General features: G+C 53.1%; 20 protein-coding genes and 1 tRNA gene. 16 read left to right on the top strand and 5 right to left on the bottom strand.

Features of this window, described 5'->3' with window-relative positions; all coding sequences use genetic code 11:
* Positions 1-163: 163 nt before the first annotated feature.
* Together DK507_RS16520 and DK507_RS16515 are read left to right on the top strand one after the other, a co-directional pair.
* Positions 164-1,369, top strand: coding sequence for a toxic anion resistance protein (locus tag DK507_RS16520; protein WP_109357380.1), 1,206 nt, complete (start codon positions 164-166; stop codon positions 1,367-1,369).
* 5 nt (positions 1,370-1,374) lie between these two features.
* Positions 1,375-2,088: a hypothetical protein gene (locus DK507_RS16515; RefSeq protein WP_109357379.1), complete on the top strand. Its 714-nt coding sequence runs from the start codon at positions 1,375-1,377 to the stop codon at positions 2,086-2,088.
* A 34-nt stretch (positions 2,089-2,122) separates the two neighbouring features.
* Here the strand turns inward: DK507_RS16515 and DK507_RS17900 are convergent, their stop codons facing one another.
* Positions 2,123-2,470, bottom strand: a complete 348-nt coding sequence (locus tag DK507_RS17900) for a PilZ domain-containing protein (RefSeq protein WP_162559097.1) — start codon at positions 2,468-2,470, stop codon at positions 2,123-2,125.
* 133 nt (positions 2,471-2,603) lie between these two features.
* On the opposite strand from DK507_RS17900, the gene pdxH reads away from it, so the two are divergent.
* Positions 2,604-3,191, top strand: coding sequence for a pyridoxamine 5'-phosphate oxidase (gene pdxH, locus DK507_RS16505; protein ID WP_109357377.1), 588 nt, complete (start codon positions 2,604-2,606; stop codon positions 3,189-3,191).
* Entirely contained in the window at positions 3,188-3,994 is an 807-nt protein-coding gene (locus DK507_RS16500) for a PhzF family phenazine biosynthesis protein (RefSeq protein ID WP_109357376.1), read from the top strand. The genes pdxH and DK507_RS16500 overlap by 4 nt, the downstream gene beginning before the upstream one ends.
* 6 nt (positions 3,995-4,000) lie before the next feature.
* Here the strand turns inward: DK507_RS16500 and DK507_RS16495 are convergent, their stop codons facing one another.
* Positions 4,001-5,143: a serine hydrolase gene (locus tag DK507_RS16495; protein ID WP_254054426.1), complete on the bottom strand. Its 1,143-nt coding sequence runs from the start codon at positions 5,141-5,143 to the stop codon at positions 4,001-4,003.
* 29 nt (positions 5,144-5,172) lie between these two features.
* Here DK507_RS16495 and DK507_RS16490 point away from each other — a divergent pair, with 29 nt between their 5' ends.
* The gene (locus tag DK507_RS16490; protein WP_109357374.1) at positions 5,173-5,547 is read left to right on the top strand and encodes a hypothetical protein; all 375 of its coding nucleotides are present in this window, start codon (positions 5,173-5,175) and stop codon (positions 5,545-5,547) included.
* A gap of 8 nt (positions 5,548-5,555) precedes the next feature.
* Here the strand turns inward: DK507_RS16490 and mnmA are convergent, their stop codons facing one another.
* The gene (gene mnmA / locus DK507_RS16485; protein ID WP_174209054.1) at positions 5,556-6,689 is read right to left on the bottom strand and encodes a tRNA 2-thiouridine(34) synthase MnmA; all 1,134 of its coding nucleotides are present in this window, start codon (positions 6,687-6,689) and stop codon (positions 5,556-5,558) included.
* 205 nt (positions 6,690-6,894) lie between these two features.
* Here mnmA and DK507_RS16480 point away from each other — a divergent pair, with 205 nt between their 5' ends.
* From DK507_RS16480 to DK507_RS16455, 6 genes are all read left to right on the top strand, one after another.
* Positions 6,895-7,224 (top strand): biotin-dependent carboxyltransferase family protein, encoded by a 330-nt coding sequence (locus tag DK507_RS16480; protein WP_162559096.1) that lies wholly within the window; start codon positions 6,895-6,897, stop codon positions 7,222-7,224.
* A 108-nt stretch (positions 7,225-7,332) separates the two neighbouring features.
* On the top strand, positions 7,333-7,632 hold the full coding sequence (locus DK507_RS16475; RefSeq protein ID WP_108812231.1) for a DUF1153 domain-containing protein: 300 nt from the start codon (positions 7,333-7,335) through the stop codon (positions 7,630-7,632).
* Between the two features lie 195 nt (positions 7,633-7,827).
* Positions 7,828-8,103, top strand: a complete 276-nt coding sequence (locus DK507_RS16470) for a GlsB/YeaQ/YmgE family stress response membrane protein (RefSeq protein ID WP_174209053.1) — start codon at positions 7,828-7,830, stop codon at positions 8,101-8,103.
* A gap of 257 nt (positions 8,104-8,360) precedes the next feature.
* Entirely contained in the window at positions 8,361-9,545 is a 1,185-nt protein-coding gene (locus DK507_RS16465; RefSeq protein WP_109357372.1) for an efflux RND transporter periplasmic adaptor subunit, read from the top strand.
* Between the two features lie 55 nt (positions 9,546-9,600).
* Entirely contained in the window at positions 9,601-12,765 is a 3,165-nt protein-coding gene (locus DK507_RS16460) for an efflux RND transporter permease subunit (RefSeq protein WP_109357371.1), read from the top strand.
* A gap of 74 nt (positions 12,766-12,839) precedes the next feature.
* On the top strand, positions 12,840-14,066 hold the full coding sequence (locus DK507_RS16455) for a DUF445 domain-containing protein (RefSeq protein ID WP_254054425.1): 1,227 nt from the start codon (positions 12,840-12,842) through the stop codon (positions 14,064-14,066).
* Between the two features lie 26 nt (positions 14,067-14,092).
* Here DK507_RS16455 and DK507_RS16450 read toward each other — a convergent pair whose 3' ends face one another.
* Together DK507_RS16450 and DK507_RS16445 are read right to left on the bottom strand one after the other, a co-directional pair.
* Positions 14,093-18,775 (bottom strand): NAD-glutamate dehydrogenase domain-containing protein, encoded by a 4,683-nt coding sequence (locus DK507_RS16450; RefSeq protein ID WP_109357370.1) that lies wholly within the window; start codon positions 18,773-18,775, stop codon positions 14,093-14,095.
* Between the two features lie 184 nt (positions 18,776-18,959).
* Complete coding sequence (locus tag DK507_RS16445) at positions 18,960-20,312, bottom strand: hypothetical protein (protein WP_254054424.1); 1,353 nt, start codon at positions 20,310-20,312, stop codon at positions 18,960-18,962.
* Positions 20,313-20,526: 214 nt separating this feature from the next.
* On the opposite strand from DK507_RS16445, the gene DK507_RS16440 reads away from it, so the two are divergent.
* The 5 genes from DK507_RS16440 to DK507_RS16420 all read left to right on the top strand — a co-directional run bounded on the left by DK507_RS16440 (position 20,527) and on the right by DK507_RS16420 (position 26,068).
* A tRNA-Thr gene (locus DK507_RS16440) sits at positions 20,527-20,602 on the top strand.
* A 283-nt stretch (positions 20,603-20,885) separates the two neighbouring features.
* Positions 20,886-23,066: a type I secretion system permease/ATPase gene (locus tag DK507_RS16435; RefSeq protein ID WP_109357369.1), complete on the top strand. Its 2,181-nt coding sequence runs from the start codon at positions 20,886-20,888 to the stop codon at positions 23,064-23,066.
* Entirely contained in the window at positions 23,063-24,535 is a 1,473-nt protein-coding gene (locus DK507_RS16430) for an HlyD family type I secretion periplasmic adaptor subunit (RefSeq protein ID WP_109357368.1), read from the top strand. Before DK507_RS16435 ends, DK507_RS16430 begins: the two co-directional genes overlap by 4 nt.
* Before the next feature lie 259 nt (positions 24,536-24,794).
* Positions 24,795-25,193, top strand: a complete 399-nt coding sequence (locus tag DK507_RS16425) for an SEL1-like repeat protein (RefSeq protein WP_162559095.1) — start codon at positions 24,795-24,797, stop codon at positions 25,191-25,193.
* The gene (locus tag DK507_RS16420; RefSeq protein ID WP_162559094.1) at positions 25,190-26,068 is read left to right on the top strand and encodes a formylglycine-generating enzyme family protein; all 879 of its coding nucleotides are present in this window, start codon (positions 25,190-25,192) and stop codon (positions 26,066-26,068) included. The genes DK507_RS16425 and DK507_RS16420 overlap by 4 nt, the downstream gene beginning before the upstream one ends.
* Positions 26,069-26,234: the final 166 nt, after the last annotated feature.

Raw genomic sequence — 26,234 nt, 5'->3', positions numbered from 1 at the left:
ATATCTCGGTCAAGCCATTGGAAACACTGGAGGCACTAAGCGCAATTCTGTGTTAACTGTATTATTTTTATAATACAGCGCGGAAACGCTTGAAAAGTGGTGCATTTGCATCCATTTATGGTGGGAGTGCTGCACTAGAGACAGCTATATGGAGATTGAGCCAATGGCGACCGAGACGATTACCGCAACCGAAGACCTGACCCTGACACCGCCTGATCCAGTGGTGGCTGTGGAACCCACAAAGGCAGCAGGGCTGGTGCCGGTGGGTGATGAAGTAAAGTCAAAACTGGAAGAGAAAGTAGACAGTTTTATCGACGACCTCGTTGCGGAAGATGAAAACAGCCCGGAATTTGGCAAGAAAGTTGACCAGATCACCAATATGGGCCGCAAGGAGATTGCCGATGCGGCGGGCCAATCCAACCGCTTTCTGGATCGGCCCATCCGTACCATGGATGAAGAGTCGGGCATTGGCGCTGACCTGACCGAACTCCGCCGGACCGTGGAAGACCTTGATCCTGGTAAACGCGGTAACTTACTGGCACCGCGCAAGTTATTTGGGATCATTCCTTTCGGTTCCAAGCTACGCAACTATTTTGATGGCTATAAGAGTGCGCAAGGTCATATCTCCTCTATTCTCTCTCGCTTGCAGGGCGGCAAAGACGAACTGCTGATGGATAATGCTGCGATTGATGTGGAGCGCAAAAATCTGTGGGCGGCGATGGGCCGGCTCGAGCAGATGATCCATGTGTCTAAAGTCATGGATCAGCGGCTGGAAGACAAAGCGGCCGAATTGGATGCTACTGATCCCGCAAAGGCTAAAGCGATCCGGGAAAGTGCGCTTTTCTATGTGCGTCAGCGGACTCAGGATTTGCTGACCCAGATGGCCGTTACGGTGCAAGGTTATCTGGCGCTTGATCTGGTGAAGAAAAACAATGTCGAACTGGTCAAGGGTGTGGACCGCGCCAGTACCACGACTGTTAGTGCGTTGCGTACAGGTGTGACGGTTGCACAGGCGTTGACCAATCAGAAGCTGGTACTCGACCAGATTACCTCGTTAAATACGACGACAGCGGGTATTATCGATAGCACCGGCGATATGCTGAAAAACCAGACGGCGCAGATACATGAGCAAGCAGCATCCGCGACCATTCCGCTCGAGACGCTGCAACGCGCTTTCCAGAATGTTTATGATACGATGGACAATATCGACACGTTCAAGATCAAGGCGCTGGAAAATATGAAAACCACCGTCAACAGCCTGTCAGGAGAAATTGAGAAGTCAAAGGGCTATATCGCCCGCGCTGAGGGGCAGGATAAAGCCGCTCTCGAAGCGCCTTCCGAAAACCCGCTGAGCGCGCTTGAGGAATAAGGCGTATGAGCGAAAGCAATCAGCAAATTTACGACAATGCCGCGAATTATTATCGCAGTTATAAATTTGCGGAATCAATTGGTGAACGGTCGAGAGGCCTGAAACGTGGCTATTTTCGAAAGAAGCTTGTACGGGCCGCTATGGTCACGGCCGGTGTGCTTGTCGGCGCCAGTGTTGTCGGCGGGATATTGAACGGTATCGGTTTTTGGGGCGTTATGATTTCGGCTGGGCTGATTGCAGGCGGTATCTGGGCAGCGATGAAATTTCCCAAGATGAAAATCCCGACGCCCGACACTCTGGTGCAGTCTGATTTGAAAACGCTGGCAGGGAAAACCGAGATATGGCTGGAATCACAGCGGCCTCTATTGCCTCCGCCAGCAGTGAAGATTGTCAATGATATCGGTACGCAGCTCGACATGCTGTCGCCGCAGCTGCAAAAGCTCGATGAAGCGGAACCGGCCGCTTATGAAGTGCGTAAGCTGATGGGGGAGCATCTGCCAGAGCTGATCTCGGGCTATCGCGCGATACCAGCGTCCATGCGCAAGAAGAGCAACGATTCCGGAAAATCACCGGATGAACAGCTTGTCAGTGGTCTTTCGTTGATCGAAAAAGAAATTTCCGGTGTCACGCAACAGATAGCGAAGGGCGACATCGATAATCTATCGATCCGCGGCCGCTATCTGGAATTGAAATATGACAAGACCGGGGAAGCGCAATAGCTGTTGTAAGATGTGCTGATCAGTTCTCGACCTGCTATTGAAATGCTCGCAACTTATTCAACAGATGTTCCAGCACAGCGGGGTGCAGTTCGTTTCTGAACTCGCACCCATAGTCCTGATAATCGTTCCACTTGATCATCGCACTCAGTGTCTGGATTCCAGGCAGCCGGATATAAACCGGTTTCTTGGGGTCAAGGTCAGTGTAGCTCGTCATTCTGAAGCCTGAAACGGACAAGTCCGAGAGGGTCGTGCGAAACAACTGTGAATTCGCCTGCCTTATAAATATCTTGGCCTCAACAGCTTCTCGTGGATTTTTCCTGTGGCACGGTGGTGCGATTTGAAGATCATCGGTCGTTTGTAACTGAGGCATCGACTTGTCCATATTGTTGGTCCTGAAACATTGAACGGTCATTCGGTGGGTTTTTGAAGGGCGGAAGGCTAAAATATCGGGAGATGGCACAAAAACGGAAATCAATGGCTTTCCTGCGTGCAACCACCCTGATACAGGCGGTCCTATGACATCCGATCCTTTCTCTATCTTCGACACTTGGTATAACGAGGCTCGTGAAACCGAGCTGAATGACAGCAATGCGATGACCATCGCAACGGCCGATGCCAACGGCCAGCCAGCGGCGAGAATGGTGCTATTGAAGGGATATGATCGCGACGGCTTTATTTTCTATACCAATCAGGAAAGTCGGAAGGCCACGGATATTGCAGCCAACCCGAAAGCGGCGATTTTATTTCATTGGAAAAGCGTGCGCCGGCAAATCCGGATTGAAGGTAATCTGTCAACTGTATCTGACGAGATTGCTGACGCCTATTTTGCAACACGCAGCCGGGACTCGCAATTGGGTGCCTGGGCATCGGATCAATCGCGGCCGTTGGACAGCCGTGCGACTTTTGAAGCGCGCTATGAAGAGATGAAGGCCCGTTTTGATGGGCAGGACGTAACCCGTCCACCGCATTGGTCAGGCTATCGCCTTGTGCCTAAGCGGTTTGAGTTCTGGCAGGACCGCGAGCATCGCCTGCACGAACGGCGGACCTTTGTGCGGGCCAATGATAGTGATGAAAGCTGGATCGAAGGAATGCTTTACCCATGACCCGTGACACTCAAACATTGCCCTATTACCACGTCGATGCTTTTGCTGACCGGCCCTTTACCGGGAATCAGGCGGCGGTGATGCCGCTGGAAAGCTGGCTCGACGATGACGTGCTGCAGGCTATTGGTGAAGAGAATAATTTCGCGGAAACCGCCTTTTACCTGCCCGACACGACGGGCGAGGCGGATTATGAACTGCGCTGGTTCACGCCGACGGTAGAGATTGCGCTATGCGGTCATGCGACACTGGCCAGTGGACATATCATCCTGTCGCAAAATCCGGATATGGACCAGGTCACCTTTCAGACCCGTAAAGCCGGTATACTGACAATGATGCGGGACGGTGACGGCTATGCGTTGGAATTGCCTGCCTATCCACCATCACCAAAAGCATTGCCTGATATTGTTACTCTGGTTGGCGGGACGCCGATCGACACCCAGTTTCATGAAGGTCGGTACAATGTCATCCGCTATGAGACCGCAGATGAGGTTCTGGCGTTAAAACCGGACCTGAAGGCGTTGGCAGCTTTGGGGAATGAACAATTTATCTGCACCGCTCCAGGCAAGGATACGGATGCGTTGAGCCGTGTTTTCGTCCCTGGCGGCGGGGTTGATGAAGATAGTGTCACCGGTTCTGCGCATGCCGTGCTGACACCTTATTGGGCAAAGCAACTGGGTCGGGACGGCTTTACCGCTTATCAGGCCAGTAGTCGCGGCGGCTATGTGCATTGCCGTCTGGATGGCGAAAAGGCCTGGCTTGGCGGAAAATGCGTGACCGTGGTCGAGGGGCAGTTTCGCTTATAAACGGTTCTATTTGCTGACTGGGAACAGCGATACGATCCGCCCGACCTGATCACTCATAGGCCGGTTTACATCATCCTGCGTTTTGCCCAGCCTGACAACCGTCAGCTTCTGTTCCGGTGACACGATGATTTGCTGACCCAGATGGCCAAGTGCACCGAACACCGTATCGGGGGCCATATCGGGGAACAACACTTGGTTGCGGCCTTCCGGGCGTTTCTTGTTCAGCCAGATATGCCCGCCATAGGCCGGATCATTGGCAGAAGATGTCCGCATGAACTGAACCCAGCTCACGGGGAGATGCTGAGCCCCTTTACGCGCGCCATTATTGCGGAGAAATTCGCCGAATTTGGCATAGTCACGGGCGCTGGCCTGAATGATGCTGCCGCCCAGAAATGTACCATTGGCATCAAATTCGAAATAGGTGCCGTCCATGCCGAGCGGTTCCAGCAGGCGTCCGCGAATGAAGCGCATGGCCGTGTTCCGGCGCACCTCGGGGTCGGTGCTCTTGGTCAGTGTCCGCGTGATGATGTCGGCCAGGATCATGCTGGTCGCCGTGCTATATTCAAATTTTGCGCCGGGCTCCGCCTCCATCGGGCGCGCTTCGGCATAGCCCGCGGCATCCGCTGCGCCGTCTAGAAACAGCATGCGGTTGGTGTCTGCTTCGAACACGGTCGCGCCGCCTTCTTCCGGCACTTCGGTATGATCAAGACCCGATGACATATGAATCAACTGGCGCAGGGTTATGTCGCCGCGCGGATCGCCGGGCCGCTGCCAGGCGGGGACCGGGGCCGGATCATCCAGCACCAGCCGGCCGTCGGCAACCAGAAAGCCGATCAGCGCACCGGTAAAGGATTTCGCCATCGACCAGCTGATGAAGCGTGTGTCCTCATCATAACCTTCGCCATAGCGTTCGGCGATAATCTCTCCGCGGTGCATGATCAGCACGGCGCGGGTCTCGGCCATGGCCGGGTCTTCGAACAATGGTGAAATCGCCGCGTCCAGCCGGGCCTTCGGAATTGGGCTGGCGTCCGTAATATAGGCAAGCTCTTCGGCGGTTTTGGGCGGCGCCGCGGCAGGCTCACTGGCGGCCCCGCAGCCAGTGAGTGCAAGAGCAAGGGCGGACAGGGCGGTGATTTTAATCTTGTACATAAGCATGCGTTGCACCAATAGGTGCAGCTATGGCAACCGTAAATAACAATCCCGAAACCACATCCCAGCCCAAAATCCGCAAAGGCCGGGTGGCCATATATGTGCTTGCGCTGTTCATCCTGATCCTGGCCGCCGTATTCGCCTATAACTATAGCTTCATCAAAGGGCAGCTTGGCATCGGAACTGCTTACGGGGCCCGTGTCGCCTGTTCTTGTCACTATGTGGGCGGGCGTGATCTGACGGACTGCGAGAAGGATTTTGAACCCGGAATGGAAGTAATCGGCCTGTCGCTGGATGACGAGAAGCGCCGTGTCACCGCATCAGTGCCACTGCTGGCATCGGCCACAGCTGAGTTTCGTGAAGGTTGGGGCTGTGTGATTCTGACCGGGGCCGAAGCCGACTAAACGGCGGTTCAGGCCGTGGCAGCGGCCAACCATTGCTGCGAAACCGCGCCGGTTTTCTCAATCCAGCCACCACCGAGTACGCGATCTTTATGATAGAAGACCGCCGCTTGTCCCGGGGATACGCCATATTCGGGATTGTGGAAGCGCAGTGTATCACCCTCCAGGCGGGCATGGGTGGGTTTGGCCATGGAGCGGACCTTGACCTGCATAGGTCCCTCAAAGTCGCCGCCAATCCAGTTGATATCACGTAAGGTCGCTGACGCCACTGCCAAAGCCTGTTTCGGCCCGACAAAGACGCGTTTGGTTTCCGGTTCGAGACGAATGACATAAAGCGGCTCGGCCTGTCCGCCGATTTCCAGTCCCTTGCGCTGACCTACTGTATAGTGGATCAGACCCTTGTGCCGGCCCATGACGGTGCCATCGATGTGGACGATCTCGCCGTCATCATCGGCTTCAGGGCGGAGTTTGCGTACGACTTTGGCGTAATCACCGTCGGGGACGAAGCAGATGTCCTGACTATCCGGTTTGAAGGCGACGGCAAGGCCCATTTCCTTGGCGATCTCGCGCACGTCATCTTTAGGCATGTCGCCGAGCGGAAAACGCAAATAGTCCAGCTGATCCTGTGTCGTGGCGAACAGAAAATAGCTCTGGTCCCGCGCAGGATCCATCGCGCGGTGCAGTTCGGAGCCATCTTCGCCCATTACGCGCCGCACATAATGGCCCGTGGCCAGGCAGTCAGCGCCAAGTTCGCGCGACAGATTGAGCAGGTCGGTAAACTTGACCCCCATATTACACTGCACGCATGGGATGGGAGTGCGTCCGGCCATATATTCATCGGCGAAGACATCCATCACCGACTCCTGAAAACGGCTGGCGTGATCAAAAACATAATGGGCTATGCCCAGCTTCTCGGCGACCTGACGTGCGTCGCGAATATCCTGACCGGCACAGCAGCTGCCGGCGCGGCCAACCGCTTCGCCATGATCATAGAGCTGCAGAGTGATACCGATCGTCTCTGCACCCGTCCGCGCAGCCAGAGCGGCGACAACGCTCGAATCGACACCGCCGGACATCGCAACCACGATGCGCTTGCCCGTCAGGTTATCCCCGAGCTGAAATTGATTGTTGATTCGGTCTGCCATATCGCCACGTCCTTTAACGATGAACCGCGCAGAGTGCCAGTATAGTGGAAATTTCCCGCCAAAAACCTGCACCAAATCCCGCTATGGTTCATATTGGGACGAAAATCCGAATTGAAAGGAAGATTTGCTTAACCAGTCCTAAGACCTCGTGAACATCGCCTTTACGGATGTTTATATCTTCGTTGCTAGAAGGCTGCTCATGGAAATGAACTTCCCTCACAAGGGTCTGGCAAAGACCAGTGCCGAACCGGATGCACCAGCAGGCAGCGCGCATGACGCGCTGATTGCGCATGCGATCGCGCGTCAGACTCTGTCTCCTTCCGCTCGCGCCTATATTGCGCGACGTGGCGGCGTTGCTGTGAAACCAGTGCTCGGCAGCAGGGGATTGATGGAAGATCGGATCAAGTTTTTTGCAGGCGAGCTTCCGAAAAGAAGCCTGTTTTCAAAAAGCGCACGCATATTTGAAAGGGGTCATTTCCGGCCAGATCTGTTGCGTGAAAAATCATCCGGAGACGAGACGCAAAGGCAAATATGAACGCGTTCTTTACCTTGGTGATTTAGTAGTTTGAAAAACTCTATGTCTAAAGATGTAAAAACAGTTGGACGTAGAGTGAAAAGCCGCAAGGCGTATTTTGAGGGTAGTATGATCGAGAACCAAACAATTAAACCAGCACAAGTTGTCGGCCCATTGGGTGAGCCTTTGACTATAGCTGATTTGCCGGCCCCGGGCACAACCCGGTGGGTGGTTCGGCGCAAGGCAGAAGTCGTTGCGGCGGTAAATGGCGGTCTTTTAACGGTTGATGAGGTTTGCGACCGTTACAGCCTGTCATTGGAGGAATTTGCTTCATGGCAGCGTGCCGTCGACCGGTCCGGCATGCCCGGTTTGCGCGTTACACGCATCCAGCACTATCGCGATCTTTATGAGCGCCAGCAGAAATACTAGGCAGAGAAATTAATCACGGCGTTGGTACAGTCGTCTGTAACGCCAATAGGATTAATCATAAAATTTAATGGGTGGAAGGCCTCGGAAAACTGTTTCCGGGGCCTTTCCCATACTATTTTCTGGTTTTGACCAAGCATTTGTATAAGATTGCCTGATCGGGCCTGGATTTGGGTCAAAACAGATCAGGAGGGAAGTATGATCAATTTTATCATTGCACTGGTGATGGGCGGTATTATCGGTTGGCTGGCCAGCATAGTGATGGGCCGGGACGCCTCGATGGGGATATTCTGGAACGTTGTGGTAGGTTGTGTTGGTTCTATGTTGGGCGGATGGCTGTTCAGCTTCTTTACCGGCGGCACATCAAATCTGCGGGATGCCCCGTTTAGCCCCATGACTTTGCTGGTCGCTTTTGGCGGCGCTATCGTCTTGCTTGGTATCGTAAATTTGATCAAGCGTGGCCGTGTCCGCTAGCGATAAGATATTTTCTCATATAAAACAGAGGGCTGACCCATCTGGGTTGGCCTTTTTTTTGGATAAAAACTTGTGGATGTTGCGATTTGGCAACGGCTTGGTAACAGCGTTTAATTTAAGCGATTGTTCGGGCTTGTGATCACTGGCTTATTGATGTAATACACCAAGTATAGAAATTTCCGTTTTCGCTAGATTGGCGATTCTTTTATATATTGCAGCGCAAAAACAAGATAAAGATCGGCTGACGAGTATTGAATATGAACTATGAATCGAAAATTGTCGGCGAAGACCTTGATGTCTCGACAGAGGATGATGTTGTTGATCGCGGCCGTCGTAATCGACGTTTAATGATCATTACGGCCGTCATCATAGCCCTGATTGTGGCTGTGGTTACGTACCAACTCATGTCTGGCGGTGGTGGTGCCGTAGATGGAGCAGAAGACGGTCAGGCGCCAGTTGTTACCGTGATTATTCCGGGTAAGCAGGATGTGGTTCGTACCATAAATGCCACTGGTACATTGGCCGCGCGACGGGAAATTCCGGTTGGAGTCGTTGGCGAAGGCGGTCGTGTGACCAACGTATATGTTGATGCCGGTGACTGGGTGAAGCCTGGCCAAATCATGGCTAGCATTGATCGGTCCGTTCAAAACCAGCAGGCCGCACGGCTGGAAGCATCGGTTGCTTCGTCCCGCGCAGAATTGAACCTGGCTCAAGCCAATCTTGACCGGGCCGCCCGGTTGGTTGACCGGGGATTTATCTCAAAGGCGGATATTGACCGGTTAACAGCAACGCGCGATTCCAACGCGGCTCAATTGCGCGTTGCGCAGGCTCAGTTAGCAGAAACGCGGGCTCGCAACCGTTTTTTGAACATCGTTGCGCCAAAAGGCGGCCTTGTTCTGGAGCGTGATGTTGAAGTTGGCCAGACCGTTAGCCCGGGTAGCGGTATATTGTTCCGGGTTGCTCAAAATGGTGAGATGGAACTGCAGGCACGACTGAGCGAGAGTGATCTGGCCAGCGTCTCTGTCGGGGTGAGCACTGAGGTTGTTCCCGTTGGGACAAGTAAAACACTGACCGGGCAAATCTGGCAAATTTCTCCGATGATTGATGCCCAATCAAGACAAGGTGTTGCCAAAATCGCGTTGAGCTTTGACGAGGCGTTGCGCCCAGGCGGTTTCGCGAGCGCCAAGATACAGAGCGGTACGTCACAAGCTGCGGTTCTCCCGGAATCGGCTGTTCATGATGACGACAAAGGCAATTATGTCTATATCGTGGGCAAAGACAACAAGGTGGTGCGTCGCGGCATTGAGACGGCTGGAGTGAGTTCGGCCGGAGTTACAGTTGCTTCCGGACTTAACGGCGGTGAGCGGGTCGTTCTGCGTGCTGGTGGTTTCCTGAATCCCGGCGAAACCGTTCGCGCCGTTGAAGAGGGTAAAGAGGGGTGATGCATGCCATTACTCTCTTCGCCTCGCATAACTTGAAACCACGGACAGTAATCATATGAATTTCCGTAACATTTCTGCCTGGTCAATTCGTAATCCTGTGATTCCGATTGTGATTTTTGTCGGTATGATGCTTGCTGGTTTGGTCAGCTTTCAGCTGATTGACGTCCAGAATGACCCCGATATTGAGTTTCCGGTCGTGATTGTGTCAATCTCGCAACCCGGTGCTGCACCGACAGAAATTGAAACACAGATAACCCAGCGTGTTGAAGCCGCCGTGCAGGGACTGGACGGTGTTGATAGCATCAGTTCGACTACCCGTGAAGGACGCAGTCAAACCGTTATTCAGTTCGATATAGGCGAAAGTATCGACCAAGCGGTCAATGATGTAAAAAACGCAGTCGATCAGGAGCGTGGTAACTTACCAGACGGCATTCTTGAACCACTGGTGACAAAAGAGTCCACTTCCGGAAATCCGATAGCATATTTTGCGGTGAGCGCCGAAGACATGACGATGGAGCAACTGAGCTGGTTTGTTGACGACACAGTTGCCAAAACCCTTTTGACGATTAACGGCATTGGCACAGTCGAGCGCGGCGGCGGCGTTGATCGCGAAATTCGCGTCGTCCTGATCCCGGAACGGATTCAGGCGCTTGGCGTAACAGCTGCACAGATCAACAGATCATTGCGCCAGTTGAACCTGAACGCAGCGGGCGGTCAAACAGAAATAGCCGGATCGCGCCAGTCGGTTCGCGTTCTCGGCAACGCAAAAACAGCTTTTGATTTGTCGCAGACCCAGATTGCCACTGGCGATGGTCGATCCGTTAAGCTGTCGGATATTGCCAATGTTTCAGACGGGTTCAGCGAATTGAGCAGAATTGCACGTGTCAGAGGTAAGCAGGTTGTCACTTTCAGCCTGTCACGGGCAAAAGGGGCTTCCGATGTCACGGTCTATGACGATGCTGTCAAAAAAATGGAGCAGATTGCTGAAGAAAACCCCGGTGTTTCCTTTACCCAATTGTTCACCAGCGTAGGATTTACCAAGGCGCAATATAGAAGCTCAATGGCAGCGATGATCGAGGGAGCGGTGCTCGCCATTATTGTGGTCTTTTTGTTCTTGCGAGATTGGCGCGCAACTTTCATTTCCGCCATTGCCATCCCGCTTTCAGCGATCCCCACATTCTGGTTCTTGGACATGATCGGGTTTAGTCTGAATCAAATGAGTTTGATGGCATTGGGGCTGGTGGCCGGCGTCCTGGTCGATGACGCGATCGTCGAGATCGAGAATATCGTGCGGCATATGCGAATGGGCAAATCCGCCTATCAGGCATCGATTGACGCGGCCGATGAAATTGGTTTGGCCGTTGTCGCCACCACTTTTTCCATTGTTGCCGTATTTTTACCGGTCGCTTTGATGCCGGGCATAGCTGGTCAATATTTCAAGGTTTTTGGCTTCACTGTTGTGATTGCGGTTTTGATGAGTCTGGCGGTTGCCCGGATGATTACGCCAATGATCGCGGCCTATTTCCTGAAAGCCAAAGGAGAATCGGATCACGCCAGCGGACCGTGGATTGAACAATATGTTGATATATTGACCTGGACCCTGGGTCGGGGGCGTTCAACAGAAATAAAGGCTCGTGGCGGTTTGTGGAACAGGATCTACGCCAAGTTTTTCGATCACCGCGTTATAATCATGGGGCTCGGCGTGCTGACATTCGCTATCACCATCCTGATGTTCATCATCACCCCCAAGGAGTTTTTCCCGACCGGCAATGAGGATTTCAGCCGGGTCAATATCGAGATGGTTCCGGGTACAACACTCGAGCAAACCGCCAGCGTGTCTGCCAGAGTGGCTGAAATTATTGATGCGCAGCCAGAAACCCAAACGGCACTCGAAAGCATTCGGGAAGGGAACGGCCGGATATTTATCACACTGAAGGCAGACCGAGAGCGTAAGAGTTCTGAATATGAAGAGCAGTTAACGCCGCAACTTCAAGCCATTCCTGATGCGCGCGTTTCCTTTCTGAACAATAATGGCCCGGGCGGCGGCGGAACCGGCCGTGATTTTTCAATCATGTTGTCGGGTTCCGATCCAGCATTGCTGGAAGAAACAGCGGCTACTCTGGTGGAACAGATGAAAGGCCTGAAAACAGTAGTTGGTCCGCGCGTCAATGCCGATCTGCAGCGACCGGAAATATTGATCACGCCGCGTTCTGATCTGGCTTCACAATTGGGTGTTTCGACATCGGCGCTCAGCGAGACCATTCGTATTGCGACTCTGGGTGAGATCGACCAGAATAGTGCAAAATTCTCGCTGTCGGACAGGCAGGTTCCTATTCGCGTGGTGCTGCCGCGTAAATCACGCAGAGACTATTCAACCATTGAAAACCTACCAGTACCGATCGCTGGTGGCGGATCAGTTCCGCTGAGCCGTGTGGCTGACATCAGCTTTGGCTCCGGCCCGACGACCATTCAACGCTATAAGCAGAAACGCCGTATTTTCGTGGGTGCTGACCTGGCGCCCGGTGTCGTGAAAGGGACAGCGCAGGCGCAAATTGACAAACTTCCCGTCATGCAGAATCTGCCCACAGGTGTGTCCAATGCACCATTTGGCGCTGATGAATGGCAAGAGGAAATGCAAACCAATTTCGGTATTGCCCTAATGGCGGGAACGCTGTTGGTCTTTGCCGTTCTAGTGTTGCTCTATGGACGCGTCATGTCACCACTGGTCAATATGGGCTCATTGCTTCTGGCACCGTTGGGTGGTTTGATTGCGTTAGTCATGGTCGGGCAAGCCCTGTCTTTACCGGTATTCATCGGCATATTGCTGTTGTTTGGTATTGTCGCCAAAAACTCGATCCTTCTTGTCGATTTTGCTCTCGAACAAATAGAAGCGGGCGTACGCAAACGTGAAGCCATTATTGAAGCCGGTCGAAAGCGGGCGCAACCAATCGTCATGACTACCGTGGCAATGACCGCGGGGATGATCCCGACTGCAATCGCTTTGGACGGCGATTCGTCCTGGCGTGCACCGATGGGGACTGTTGTAATCGGCGGGCTGATCCTATCGACCGTGTTGACGTTGTTGATCGTACCAGCTGGCTTTAGTTTGGCGAGCGGTATTGAAAAACGGCTGGGCGGGCTTTTCCGTAAACATTTGCTGGTTGGTGATGATGATGGCCCGGCGAAATCCTCTGAGGCAGAGGTTCAGCCAGCCGAGTGAAGCCGCTTTCTTCTAAATTGGCGCCCACGTCGAATAGCAATCCGGTTTCTGGTCCATCCACAATCCTAGCGGATATGAACAATGGTGGCCGCGATATGAAGATTATCGCGACCGGTTTGCTGGTTTTGATGGCTGTGATCTATTTCACGTCCAAAACCTATGAGGAGGTACATCCTGCTCTCGGCTTCGTTCGCGCTTTTTCGGAAGCGGCGATGATCGGCGGCATAGCCGACTGGTTTGCCGTGACCGCCCTGTTTCGTCATCCGATGGGGCTACCGATCCCGCATACGGCGATCATCCCGCGCAACAAGGACCGGATTGGCGACACGCTTGCGAACTTCCTCAAGAAAAATTTTCTGATTTCCCGCATCGTCGCACAGCGGATGCACGGTGTTGATCTGGCGGGCGGTGTCGGACGGTTCCTGAAATCGCCGAGCGGCGGGCAGGGGCGGTTGCGTATGGGCGCTTCAAGACTCATCGGCGACATCATTGGCTCGCTTGATCAAGACAGGCTGGGTAGCATGTTCAAGGGGGCCGTGAAAACACAGGCAAAGGAACTCGATCTGGCGACCCCGATGGGGCAAATCCTGGAATCGGTAATGGCCGAAAACCGTCACGGGCCGCTGATAGATTCGACGATCAAGTGGGCCTATCGAACGCTTGACGCTAATGAATATGTCATTCGCGCGATTGTCCATGATCGCGCCAATACGGTGATGCGCTGGACCGGCCTGGATGACCGGTTGGCTAACGAGGTGGTTGACGGGCTTTATAAATTGCTCGCCGATATGGCATCTGATCCGCAGCACCCGGTGCGCGCGAAGACCGAAGAAAGTATGGCGCAACTGGCGCAGGAGCTGAAGAACGATCCTGAATTGCGGCAACGGGTGAATGAGTGGAAGCTGGAGATGATCGAGAACCCGGCAATTGCCAGCTGGATTGACGGCATGTGGGAAACCGGGCGGGAAGCTTTGCTGAAAGCATCGCGTGACCCAGAAGCGGCGATGGCTGGTCACTTTGGTGACGCGCTGATGCAACTGGGAAGCAGCTTGCAGAAAGATCCGTTGCTCAACCGTCAGTTGAACCGTTTTGCACGCCGTGCGGTGGTCGGCGTAGTTGCCAGTTACGGCGACAATATCGTCAAACTCGTATCAGAGACCATTCGCGGGTGGGATGCGCAGACTATCACTGACCGCGTAGAGAATGCGGTCGGCCGGGATTTGCAATATATCCGCGTTAATGGAACGCTGGTGGGCGGGTTGGTCGGTACGTTGCTCCATCTCCTGGGTTATTGGATATAGGCCCGTATCGGGCTGTGCTATATCATCTAGCGACTGAGCAATATCCGCGCCTGTCCGGCAATTTGCGCGAGCATGGCGATGGAGGGGCGAGGGGATAATTGAGCACGATCAATAATCCGCCGAAACTGTGATACCCGCTGCGCATTTTTATCGGCCCAGCTTTCCAGAAACTGATCCATATCCTTGCTGCGCGCCCTTTTCAGGAAATCCAGCCGCATCTGCTGAAAATCGCGAGCCAGACCGGCGACCAACAGACGATCCCATGGATCGGATGGGTTAATCCGGGTTGCAGTCATCTGTGCCCAATCTAGCCCGAGAAGGCTGCCCAACTTGGTGAAAGCTGCGGCGACTTTGACGGCATTAATTTCGCGTGTCCTGGCGAGGAATGCGATGCCCGCAGCGCCGTCATTTTTGTAGATATTTGCTATTTTAAGCGCAATTTCTTTGGTTGCGCCGGCTTCCACCAACAATTTGGTCTGCTTGGCTGCCTCTGCCTGTCCCTCCTCCGTTATCAGGCTGTCGACCTTCTCATCCAGCAGAGCGATCCCCCGCGAGAGCATCTTGACGGCATCGTCAATGGGACCGTCGGCCAATCCGATACGCATCAGATCCGCCATGTGCGAGCGCAAGACGTAGGCAAACCGGTCAAAAAGTACCAAGCGTATGCTTTCACCGATTTTTGCCTGTTCAAGAGATACCCAAAGCTTGTCGGCCTGAAACAGACGCTCTGCCATTACAAAAGCCGCGGCGACTTCGCCAAGTGACGAGCCTTCTTCCTCGGCCAGTTCGAACGGGTCAATCAGGCCGAGCCGGTTGATCATCCGGTTAGCCAATTTTGTTGCGATAATTTCCTTGCGCAGCTGATGATTCAGGATCGCAGCTTTGTGCTTTTTCTGCATCGCGGCAGGAAAAGCGTTTAGCAGTTCGCTATCCAGTGCTGGATCGTCACTCAGATCACTATTCTCGATCGCGTCTTGCAAGGCAAGTTTTGCGGTCGAGATAAGCACGGCCAGCTCGGGCCGATATAATCCCCGATCTTCCTGTCCGCGGCGGATCAGGTCTTCATTACCCGCCAGGCCTTCTACCGCCCGGTCGAGCCTTCCTTGTTCCTCGAAATAATCTATCAGGCGAATATAGGATGGCAGCGTCTTCTTGCCGCCCATTTCGGCAATGGACAGTCCAAGGGCCTGAAGCCGGTTGTCTTCCAGGACCAATGCGCCAACGTCATCTGTCATCGCTTCCAAAAGCTTGTTTCGGGCTGCTGGCTTGAGTTTACCATTCGCCATCGCAGCATTCAGGGCAATTTTGATATTCACTTCATTATCGGAGCAATCGACGCCTGCGCTATTGTCGATGAAATCGGTATTGATCCGCCCGCCATAGTCTGCAAAATCAATCCGCCCGGCTTGCGTGATACCAAGATTGGCGCCTTCACCGATAACCTTCACTTGCAACTGCTTGGCATTGACGCGGATATTATCGTTGGAAGGATCACCCACCTCGACATGATTTTCGCTGGATGCCTTGATATAAGTGCCGATACCGCCAAACCACAAAAGGTCCGCCTTGCTGGTCAATATGGCGGATATCAAACGCGACGGCGTTACTTCTTTTTCACCCACAAGACCTACCAGAGCAGCGATGTCCTTGTTGATTTTCAAGGTCTTTGATTGACGGGAGAAAACGGCTCCGCCTTTGGAAATCAGGCTCTTGTCATAATCCTCCCAACTGGAACGGGGCAGATCAAACAGCCGTTTACGCTCCTTCCAGCTTTTCGCCGGGTCGGGATCGGGATCGATGAAAATGTGACGGTGATCAAAGGCGGCCACGACGCGCAATGCTTTGGATAACAGCATGCCATTGCCGAACACATCGCCCGACATGTCGCCAACACCGACGACGGATATTGGGTCTTTTTGAACGTCGACGCCCATTTCCAAAAAGTGACGCTGGACAGACACCCAGGCCCCGCGTGCGGTAATGCCCATGGCTTTGTGATCATAGCCATTGCTTCCGCCGCTGGCGAAGGCATCTCCCAGCCAGAAATTATTCTCAATCGCAATGCCATTGGCGATGTCTGAGAAGCTGGCCGTGCCCTTGTCGGCGGCGACCACGAAATAGGGGTCATTATCATCCAGGCGAACAATCTCTTCTGGCGGAACAACGTCACCATTTTCAATATTATCGGTGATCGACAGAAGCGCGCTGATGAATATTTTGTATGATGCGATGCCTTCCGCGATAAATGCATCGCGGTCATCACCCGACGGCAGCTGCTTTGCATAAAAGCCGCCTTTGGCACCTGTGGGAACAATGACGGCGTTCTTCACGCGCTGTGCCTTCATCAGACCCAGAATCTCGGTCCTGAAATCATCGCGTCGGTCGGACCAGCGCAAGCCTCCACGCGCAACAGGTCCGGCACGCAAATGTATCCCTTCCACACGCGGACTGTAAACAAATACCTCGCGCCAGGGTTTTGGATCCGGCAGTTCTGGGATTTTCGCGCTCTCGATCTTGAAGGCCAGCGCTTCGCTGCCTTGTGGTGAGAAGGCATTGGTGCGCAGGATGGACTCGATAACCGCGCGAAACAGGCGCAATATGCGGTCATCGTCGATACCGTGAACTTTGAGCAGGCCGTTCTCGATTGCTTTGACTGCATCGGCCGCCGCTTTTTCCCTGTCACCTTCGAAATCCGGATCGTGCAGGGCTGTAAACAATTCCACCATCGCTTCGGTGACATGGCTTGCCTCCGCCAGCGCTTCCACAACGGTCGCAATCCCGTAGCTGAGGCCGGTTTGACGCAAATAGCGGAACCAGGCCCTGATCCAGACCGTCGACCGGGCGCTGATGCCGGTGGCGGTGATCAGCTGGTTAAAATTATCATTCTCCGCGGCACCTTCGAGAACATCCGTAACCGCATCCTGCAGCTCAGCAGCTCGTGCAATCAGGTCATCGCGGGTATCAGGGTTGCGTAATGCCAACTGAAAATCATGAATGTAACCAAGCCGCCCTTCATCCAGCGGTGTCGGCATTTCCTCCAGAACGGAAAATCCAAAATTTTCGAGTGTCGGGACCGCATTTGACAAGGGCAGCACGCCACCCAGATGATAGACTTTTAGGCGCAGTATATGATCTGCATCGCCGTCAAGCCGATAGAGGCGTGCCGATTTTTGTCCACCGCGCTCCAATTGAAAGAGTCGCATGATATCGCGGGAAGCTTCTTCCGCACCATAGGTGGACTGATAAGTTCCAGGAAAGCAATCGGCATAACGTTGGGCCAAAACAGCGGCACGATTCTCAGGAACAAACTCGCTGAGATGGCTTTCCACTTCGGGACGCCAACCACGGATCATATTTTCCAGCTTTTTGTCGAGTGCGTCCGGATCCGGTATTTTGCTGTCCGCGCCCATATCGAGAATGTAGCGGAGTGATGAAATTCCCCCTTCGTCCAAAGTATTGGACCAACTCAAAATCTTGGCACCGGTGGCTTCGGTGAGCAGAGATTGAATATTCTCACGGCGCGTTGTGGATAGCTGTTCGCGCGGCAGCCAGATAAATGCAAAAAGGTGGCGATTGAGCGGGGACATCACGCTATGCAATTTTGGCCTCGGGCGATCAATCAGCGACATCGAAATTAGTGCGAGCTTCTCAAGATATTCCTGCTTGAATGTTATGAGAATGTCATGGGGCAGGGCCGTCAACGTATGGGTTAGGGCTTTGCCCGCATGGCCAGAGGCGGAAAACTCAAATTTGTCGAACAACTTCGTCATCTGAGTCCGTAGCAATGGCACTGCCTCGGGCGGAGCAGCCAAGGCGGCGCTAGTCCACAAACCGGCTGTTAGGGAAAGGCCAACCAGCTTGCTATTTTCAAGCACGGGCACGATGATGATATCCATCAAAACATGCCGATGGACCGAAGATACCTGATTGGATTTGATAATCAGGGGGCCTTCACCGCCCGCCTTGAACCAGTCGAAAGCTCGCTTCTGGCTCTCAACAGAGAGTGCAGGTTTATCCCGCATTCGTGATATGCCCAGCTTGTGCGTCCGCTTTCCCTTTTGATTAATCTGCTCATGCCCCAGCAGTGTGAGGTTACGGTCGAGAAACCAGTGTAACAGCGCACGACCTTCACCTTCTTCAAGGCTGTCCGCGCCCGATCCTAATGCTGCCTGCAATTCAACCCAATCACCAACAGCGGCGGCCACATCTTTGAGGTTCTTTTGAAGCGATTTTTCCAGCGCCCGGCGTATTTTTGCGTCGGTGCGTTCAAGTTCAATATAGATTATTGATTCGCGTCTGGCGTCACCCTCTGGATTGCTATGAATGGTGGAGAGTTTACCCTGGCCGTCCCTTTTGACACCAATTACCGGGTGGATGAGTCTCTGGATATTTAGACCGAATCCGGCAATTGTCGCGCATACCGAGTCGACCAGAAACGGCATGTCGTCATTGACGATAGCAAGTCTTAAATGCCGCCTACCGTTGGCACTGATGACACTTTCCAGCTGCAATTTCGCGTCGGAACTGTTTCGGTAGAGGCCGCCGGTCAACACAAAGTGAACGGCTTCCTTGCATGCTTTATTGTTAAAACCGATATTTTCGCCCGGCAATGCGCTTTCCTTGAAAGCGGCGATCAGTTTCTTTTCGAGTATTTTTTCGGCCGTTGAGGTGGTCGTTTTCGCTGCTTTTGTATCGCGGCTACCGGTCATGGTTCCCCCAAATATCAGTACGGATAAAGACTCCGTCGATTTGAGGGGCTTATGCGCCCAATATTGGCGTTGCTCAAGAGTGTATGGAACCTAATCTGGAAGCCAGCAGGCAATTGCCGGAGAAGCGTGATATATTGGTTACATATGAAACCAGTACTTGCTGACCTTTACGTAGCCGATGCTATCAAATGCTGGTGTGCTTGAGAGCCTTGTCGGTCAGCTTTTGATCGCCCAAAACTGGTCCGACAATAGACAACTGCCCACTGTCATCCCGCCGTGCAACCAGCACAACAAATTCTTCATCACCGGTATCAATGTCGGCAAGCTTGCGACTTGGTGCGTTGCGCAGTCGTTCGAGGATGTCATCATTCTGGACGATGATATCAGATGTTTTTTTCTTGGGATTGCGCGCATCTCTCTCGGCATAGACGATGGCTTTCAGGCCGCCATCATGATTTTCCAGATAGTCCGCAAAACTTCCTTTTTCGATGCCTGCCTGTTTTGCATAACGTAAGGCAGCGGCATATTCCGTCAGCCGGGTTTTGTCATAATGCGCACCAAAAACCAGTTTCACAATTGGGGTCATCGGCGCACGGTCCTGCGCTTTTAACCCGGAGTCTTCAAGCAGGATGGCATATTCATCCGGATGCGCTTCGGTCATGATGTAAAAATCATAGGCCTGACCAATGGCGTTATAAAGTGCGGCGCGGCTGCGCTGCTCGCTATGTGCCGCATTGTCTGCACTGCTGCGTGCCGCAACCAACCAGTCGGCGAGGCTGGAATCTTCGCTGGGTTGGTCGCTAATATCTTCCAGATCGATATGATCACCGCCGACAAGTGCTGCGGTGGCAGCGGCTGCATCTTCGGCGGTCAGCTCCAACTGGCTGGATGCCGGAGCATCGGCCCAGATAGGACCTGTTTCGGTTTTTTCCGGAGCGGACCGCATCGCCTCTGCAACCTGGTCCTCGAGTTCCTGCGCATAGTCATCCGCGACAACCTCTTTCCAGTTAATGACGCCGTAAATGAAATCGATTGTATCGTCATCGGTGGAGAAGGGCAGCAATATACCGCGATACATGATCGTAATGCCCCGCTGATTTACAAATTCCGCCTCAAAACCAATTGGTGCCTGATTTGCGATAATCTGAAGATAGTGATCGGTGATCCGTGACAGGAGCGAGCGTGCCGGCACCTGATCGATCGAGGTAATGCTGTCGTCCAGTTCACATTCTTTACGCAGGGATTTGCCGAGAAACTGGATTGAGGGATTCTCAACGCCGTTCGTAAAGTCGAGCAGAACGCTGTTAGGTCCGAAATCATCATCCGATTCAGGATCGAGATCTTCGACGCTTGGAAATTGACGCTCACCCAGCAGTCCGGCCCAGAAATTATAGGCCCGCACGTGCATGCGCCGCTCATCCTGACCAATTGCGGGGGGCGCATCGTTGGTTACATCCTCATCTTCATAGGCGATGTAATCGGCGTCAAGGCCGACACCTAAACCGCCATTTTCATCGGAATTACGAAGATTTTCCATGCCTGATCCCACTAAATCTATTTGTTTCAGGACCGTTTTGCAGCAGCCATGGTAAATATTCGGTAAACTTTTGAAGATTTCTTGCGTCGGGGCCGCTGAAAATCTGGCAATAGTGTTGCGAATCTATGGTCAGGCTTGTCACAGGACAAACCGGCTGTTAAAGGCGCCTCCGTCAGCCGGTCGAGATGGATAAACCCCACCTGACCGATTGAGCGCCGCTTTAGCTCAGGTGGTAGAGCACATCATTCGTAATGATGGGGTCAGAGGTTCGAGTCCTCTAAGCGGCACCACGCATTCCACTGGTTTTTTGAGTTCTTCTGCGGCCAGGAGGTACTATTTTCACCTCTTTACTACAGTTGGTCAAAGGCCTTCCTCAGTTAAGGCATTTGCCGAGATTTCTAGTTCCGCTTGCAAAAAACCCAATTTACATCCGAAATGGATGTAAATGTATCCGCGCATAAAAAGAAACCAAGTAAATCTATGTAGTTAAACGTTGGCGACTAGTTTTTCTGGCGAATCTTAACAATCACTGTTACTAGCCTGCGCCTTAAGTATAGCGGGGGCGCGTAAGATATGTCTGTCGGGGAAGACGACCAGACCATAGATCAACCCATCGAGCAAATCGGACCAATTGATCCGGCGCTTGCATGTTTTGTGCTACTGGCCAAATTTCTCGGACTGCCAGCCGATCCGCAACAAATCCATCATGATCGCGGTAAGGGTGATGAGCCTTACACGCTGGAACATTTGTCACGTATTGGTAAGAAGCTTGGTCTGATTGCACGTCTTCGGGACGCGTCACACGAAGAACTGTCCAAAATTCCGCTGCCCGCGATTCTAAGGACAAATGACGATAGCGCATTCATTTTACTCAAGATTGAAGAAGATATTGATAATCCGCGCTATCTGATCCAGCGTGGCGATGCTGAACGGCCCGAAGTCTTGTCTGCTGATGCATTTGAGGACGCCTATGCGGGGCGTTTGCTGTTGTTGACTTCCCGAGAAAAGGTCGCAGGTGACAAACGCCCTTTTGATATTGGTTGGTTCATTCCCGCCTTGGTCAAATATCGTCGGGCTTTGCGCGACGTCTTGATTGGCAGCTTTTTTCTGCAACTTATGGGTTTGGCCTCTCCGATATTCTTTCAACTGGTGATCGACAAGGTGCTGGTCCACCAGTCACTGACCACGCTGGAAGTACTTGCCTTCGGGCTAGCGGTAGTACTGATCTGGGAGACATTTCTATCGGCTCTCAGAAACTGGCTTTTTGCGCATACGACCAACCGGGTTGATGCAGAGCTATCCTCCAATATGTTCCGGCATCTCGTCAATTTACCGGTGAGTTATTTTGAAGCGCGGCGCGTCGGCGACAGTGTAGCGCGCGTGCGTGAACTGGAAACGATACGCGAGTTTCTGACCAGTAATGCTGTGACAGTGGTGATCGACCTGTTCTTCACTATCGTCTTCTTTGTGGTCATGTATATCTATTCACCGCTGCTGACACTGATTGTTGCGCTAACTATCCCTATCTATATCGCGATTTCTCTGTTTATCACACCACCGCTGCGCGCGCGGCTGGACGAGAAGTTCCGTCGTGGCGCCGAGAATCAGGCCTTTCTGGTCGAAACGGTGACCGGTATAGGCACGCTCAAGTCCATGGCTGTCGAACCGCAGATGCGGGACAAGTGGGAAAAGCTCTTCTCTGGCTATACTCAGACGGGCTTTAGGGTCGCTATTCTGTCCAACTGGGGCAGCCATTTGATTCAGGCCGTATCGAAGCTGACGACCGTCGCCATCCTGTTCTTTGGAGCCAAGGCAGTCATTGCAGGGACGTTGACCGTCGGCTCGCTCGTTGCTTTCAACATGCTTGCCGGCCGTGTGGCACAACCGATCCTCAGGCTGTCACAACTATGGCAGGATTTTCAGCAGGTCCGAATTTCTGTAGATCGTTTGGGTGATATTCTCAATACGCCTGCTGAGCCGGAGCATAATCCTAACCGCGCAAGCCTGCCGCCGATTTCTGGTCGCGTGGAGTTTGACAAGGTCCGCTTTCGCTATCGCCCCGATGCGCCGGAGGCATTACGCGGTGTCAGTCTTGAAGTGAAGGCCGGCGAGATGCTCGGCATTGTGGGGCCATCCGGTTCCGGTAAGTCGACGCTGACCAAGCTTGTGCAACGCCTATACGTACCAGAGCAGGGCAGGGTACTGATCGATGGTGTAGATCTGGCCCTGGTGGACCCAGCCTGGCTGCGACGCCAAATCGGCGTTGTGCTTCAGGAGAACATCCTATTCAATCGCACGGTACGCGAGAATATATCCTTAGCTGATCCGACACGCCCCATGGAAGCGGTGATCGCGGCCGCCACTCTAGCCGGTGCACATGAGTTTATCTTGGAACTGCCGCATGGCTATGACACCGTCATCGATGAGCGCGGTTCGAACCTGTCTGGCGGACAGCGTCAGCGCATGGCGATTGCCAGAGCACTTATCGGTGATCCGCGCATATTGATATTGGATGAAGCAACCTCCGCGCTCGATGCAGAGAGCGAAGAAATCATCCAGGAAAATCTTGGCAGGATCGCCCAAGGTCGTACGGTCATGATCATTGCTCACCGCTTGTCTGCTGTGCGCCAGTGCAATCGTATCGTGACTGTGGAAGCGGGCGATATAACCGAAATCGGCACGCATGATGAGTTGCTAAAGGCCGATGGCCGTTATGCCATGTTGTACAACAAGCAAATGGGTATCGAGGCATGAGCGAAAACCAAGCTAGCCCTGAAAACGATGCCCAAGAAAACGAAGCCGCAAAAGAAGGCTTCGTCGCGCGACGCTTTCCCGGCTTGACGCGCCATTGGATGATCCTGCGTGAAAGCTGGAAGCAGCAGAATGTGGCGGATGAAAATGCCAAGCCGCAAAGCGACCATGAGTTTTTACCGGCTGCCCTGGAGATTATGGAGAAGCCAGCCAGCCCCGGTCTGCGCTGGTTGATGCTGATCCTGTGCAGCCTGTTTGCGATAGCCTTGCTCTGGTCGTTCATTGGCAAAGTCGATGTAGTTGCCACCGCCGCCGGTAAAGTGGTGCCCTCCGCGAGCAGCAAGGTCATTCAACCGATTGAAATCGGATCCATCCGCGCCATCCATGTCAAGAACGGTCAGCGGGTTAAGAAAGGTCAATTGCTCGTCGAACTCGATTCCACAATCAGCAATGCCGATGAAGCACAAAGCTCCCAGCAGCTGATGTCGGCAGAAATTGTGCGCGCCCGCAATGATGCACTCATGGCGCATCTGCAAGGGCTTGATGCCCGCTTCGTTCCGCCCGCAGGCACGCCGGTGGATGTTGCGCTCACCCAGTCGCAATTTGTGCGCTCTGCCATCGCGGAATATGAAGCGGAGAGATCAGGTCTCCAACAACAACGCGCCGAACGGCAGGCGCAGCTTACTGGGGCGGAGGCCGAAATCAGCAAGCTGGAACAGACATTGCCTTTGCTTGATCGCCAGCTGGCCGCAAGGCAGGAACTTGCTGACAAGGGCTATTTTTCGCGGCTGCGGCTGCTCGAATTCGAACAGCTGCGCGTGGAGCATATCCAGAATATCGCGGTGCAAACGGCGCGCGCTGCTGAAGCCCGCGCGTCCATCCGCAATCTGGAGGCGCAGATCAGGCGCCTGCGTGAAGCTTTCGGTCGCGGCGCAATTGCGGAAATGGCGGAAGCCGAAGGGCAATCGGCGATGGCGGGAGCAGAGTTGCAAAAGTCAGCCCGTCGGCGCGAGTTCCAGCAGATCAAATCACCCGTAGACGGCACCGTGCAACAGCTCACCCTGACGACCATTGGCGGCGTGGTGCAGCCAGCTGAACCCATCATGGTAATCGTTCCCGATGATGCCGAAGTGCAGGTCAGCGCACAGATTCTCAACAAGGACATTGGATTTATCTATGAAGGCCAGCCGGTGCGGGTGAAGCTGGAGGCGTTTAACTTTACCGACTACGGCCTGATTGAAGGCGTGGTGGATAATATCAGCCGCGATGCGATCCAGGATGAAAATCTAGGGCTGGTCTATGCCACCCGGATCAAGCTCAACAAGCGGCATCTGATGATCAATGGCAAGGAACAAGCCATCGGTCCCGGCTTGCAGGTGCAGGCAGAGATCAAGACCGGCGAGCGGCGCATCATCCAGTATCTGCTCTCCCCCATTGCCAAGACAATGGATGAAGCGGGGCGTGAACGGTAGTTTAACTATTGAAAACACTACTATTCTGGGGCTTTTCAATAAACATCCAAAATGGATAAATGATTTTCGAGTCGGGCACTTGTAAATCCCAGTAAACGCTTTAGCCTTCTCAATAGGGTTGCAGAATCGACGGCAATAGTCGGCGGTGCTGATATATTCGTCTCCCTGCTTCGAGGGAGAAAGGGGCTTTGTGCATCTGATTAGGGGCTATGCAAAAAACTGGACGCGTCTATTGAGCGTGACCCCCTTGTTAGGAGCAGTGATCGCTCTAGCCGGTTGCGCTGCTCCCTCCAGCTATATGGGCATTGACCTGACCACCCCGCCGAGCGCTGCTGCGGCATCCCATAGTCCATCACTCCCCACTGCCACCGATCTAACCGCCCTTCCGCTGCCCGATCTTGCGCGCATGGCGCAAGGGGGCGACAAGCATGCGCAGCTTGAGCTGGGTATCCGGTTTGAAGAAGGGCGGGGTGTTGAGCGTGATTTGGATAACGCGAAGAAGCTATATCGGTTGGCGGCAAGCGACAGTGGTGGCCGGATTTGGGTTTACTCACCACCGGTTGGGAATGGCACTAAGGGGCGAGTTATTCCTGTAGATACGGGGGCTAAGCAGGCTGGGTTGGTGGCAGCAAAATGGCGGTTGGAAGGAACGGAATGAAGCATCTGTTTGGAATTCTAGCAGCTGTTTTTATTTTGGGCTGTGCTGATACGCCTCCTCAATCTGATTCTCTCATAGCAAAGCAAGTCAAAAAACCATTGGCTGAAAAGGTCAAGCTATTCGACGTGTTCAAAGACTGTGAGAATTGTCCGCCGATGGTAAAGGTTCCCCCATTACAAAGTGATACGGCATCTTTTTATGTCGCGCGTCATGAGTTGACTTGGAGAGAGTATTTATTCGCTGTGAAGGAGGCTGGATGCGGTCTGCCTAAGGTACCACCCGACGTGACCTATACTAGAAGTAATTTGGACAGTCTGTCGGATAACTATCCGGTGAACTACCTCCTGCCCAGTGATTTCGAGTGCTACCTGAGCTGGATAAATGGGGTTACCGGCAAAAAATATCGGCTACCAACATCACCTGAGTGGGGATATCTGGCTAAAGCAGGGTCAACCACTCGTTACCCTTGGGGAGAAAAACTAGGGTCAGGGAATGCGGCCATATACAATCACTACGACCGTAAGAAGTATCCTCAAAATCGTCGCACGGACCCTAGATTTCAATTCGGCAAAAATCTTGGCGTACTTCCTGTGGAGTCATTCAAACCAAACGCATGGGGTCTTTATGATGTGATCGGAAATGTAGCCGAATATGTCGACGAAAGAAAAGAAGGTGCGAGCAACTGCATAGAACAATTTGGAAAAAAAGCATGTGCACTCGTCGCCTATCGTGGCGGAAATGTGGGAAGTGTCGCTTTGCGCGTCGGCGAAGGTTGGGTTGGTCAGGATGAGGATCATATGAACGCAATAAAGTGGACTTATCCCGGCTTGCCGGACGCTGCTCAGCCACATGGTTATAGAATTGTAAGGAATTGATATGAATGATGATCAAAAAAAACGGCAAGTGACGTCAGAAGTTCATGTTTATGATCAGAACGGCCGAGCAGATATTAAAATTCATTCTATAGTCGATGCCCTTGGATCAGTTTCGGAAGATCTTAGAAATTTCGTAGATAATTTTCCAGTCTTGCCACAACCAATT

This window comes from Sphingorhabdus sp. EL138, from assembly GCF_900258045.1.
GTDB lineage: Bacteria > Pseudomonadota > Alphaproteobacteria > Sphingomonadales > Sphingomonadaceae > Parasphingorhabdus.
The sequence above is the reverse complement of the archived record's forward strand: the minus strand, read 5'-3'. Positions and strand labels throughout refer to the sequence as shown.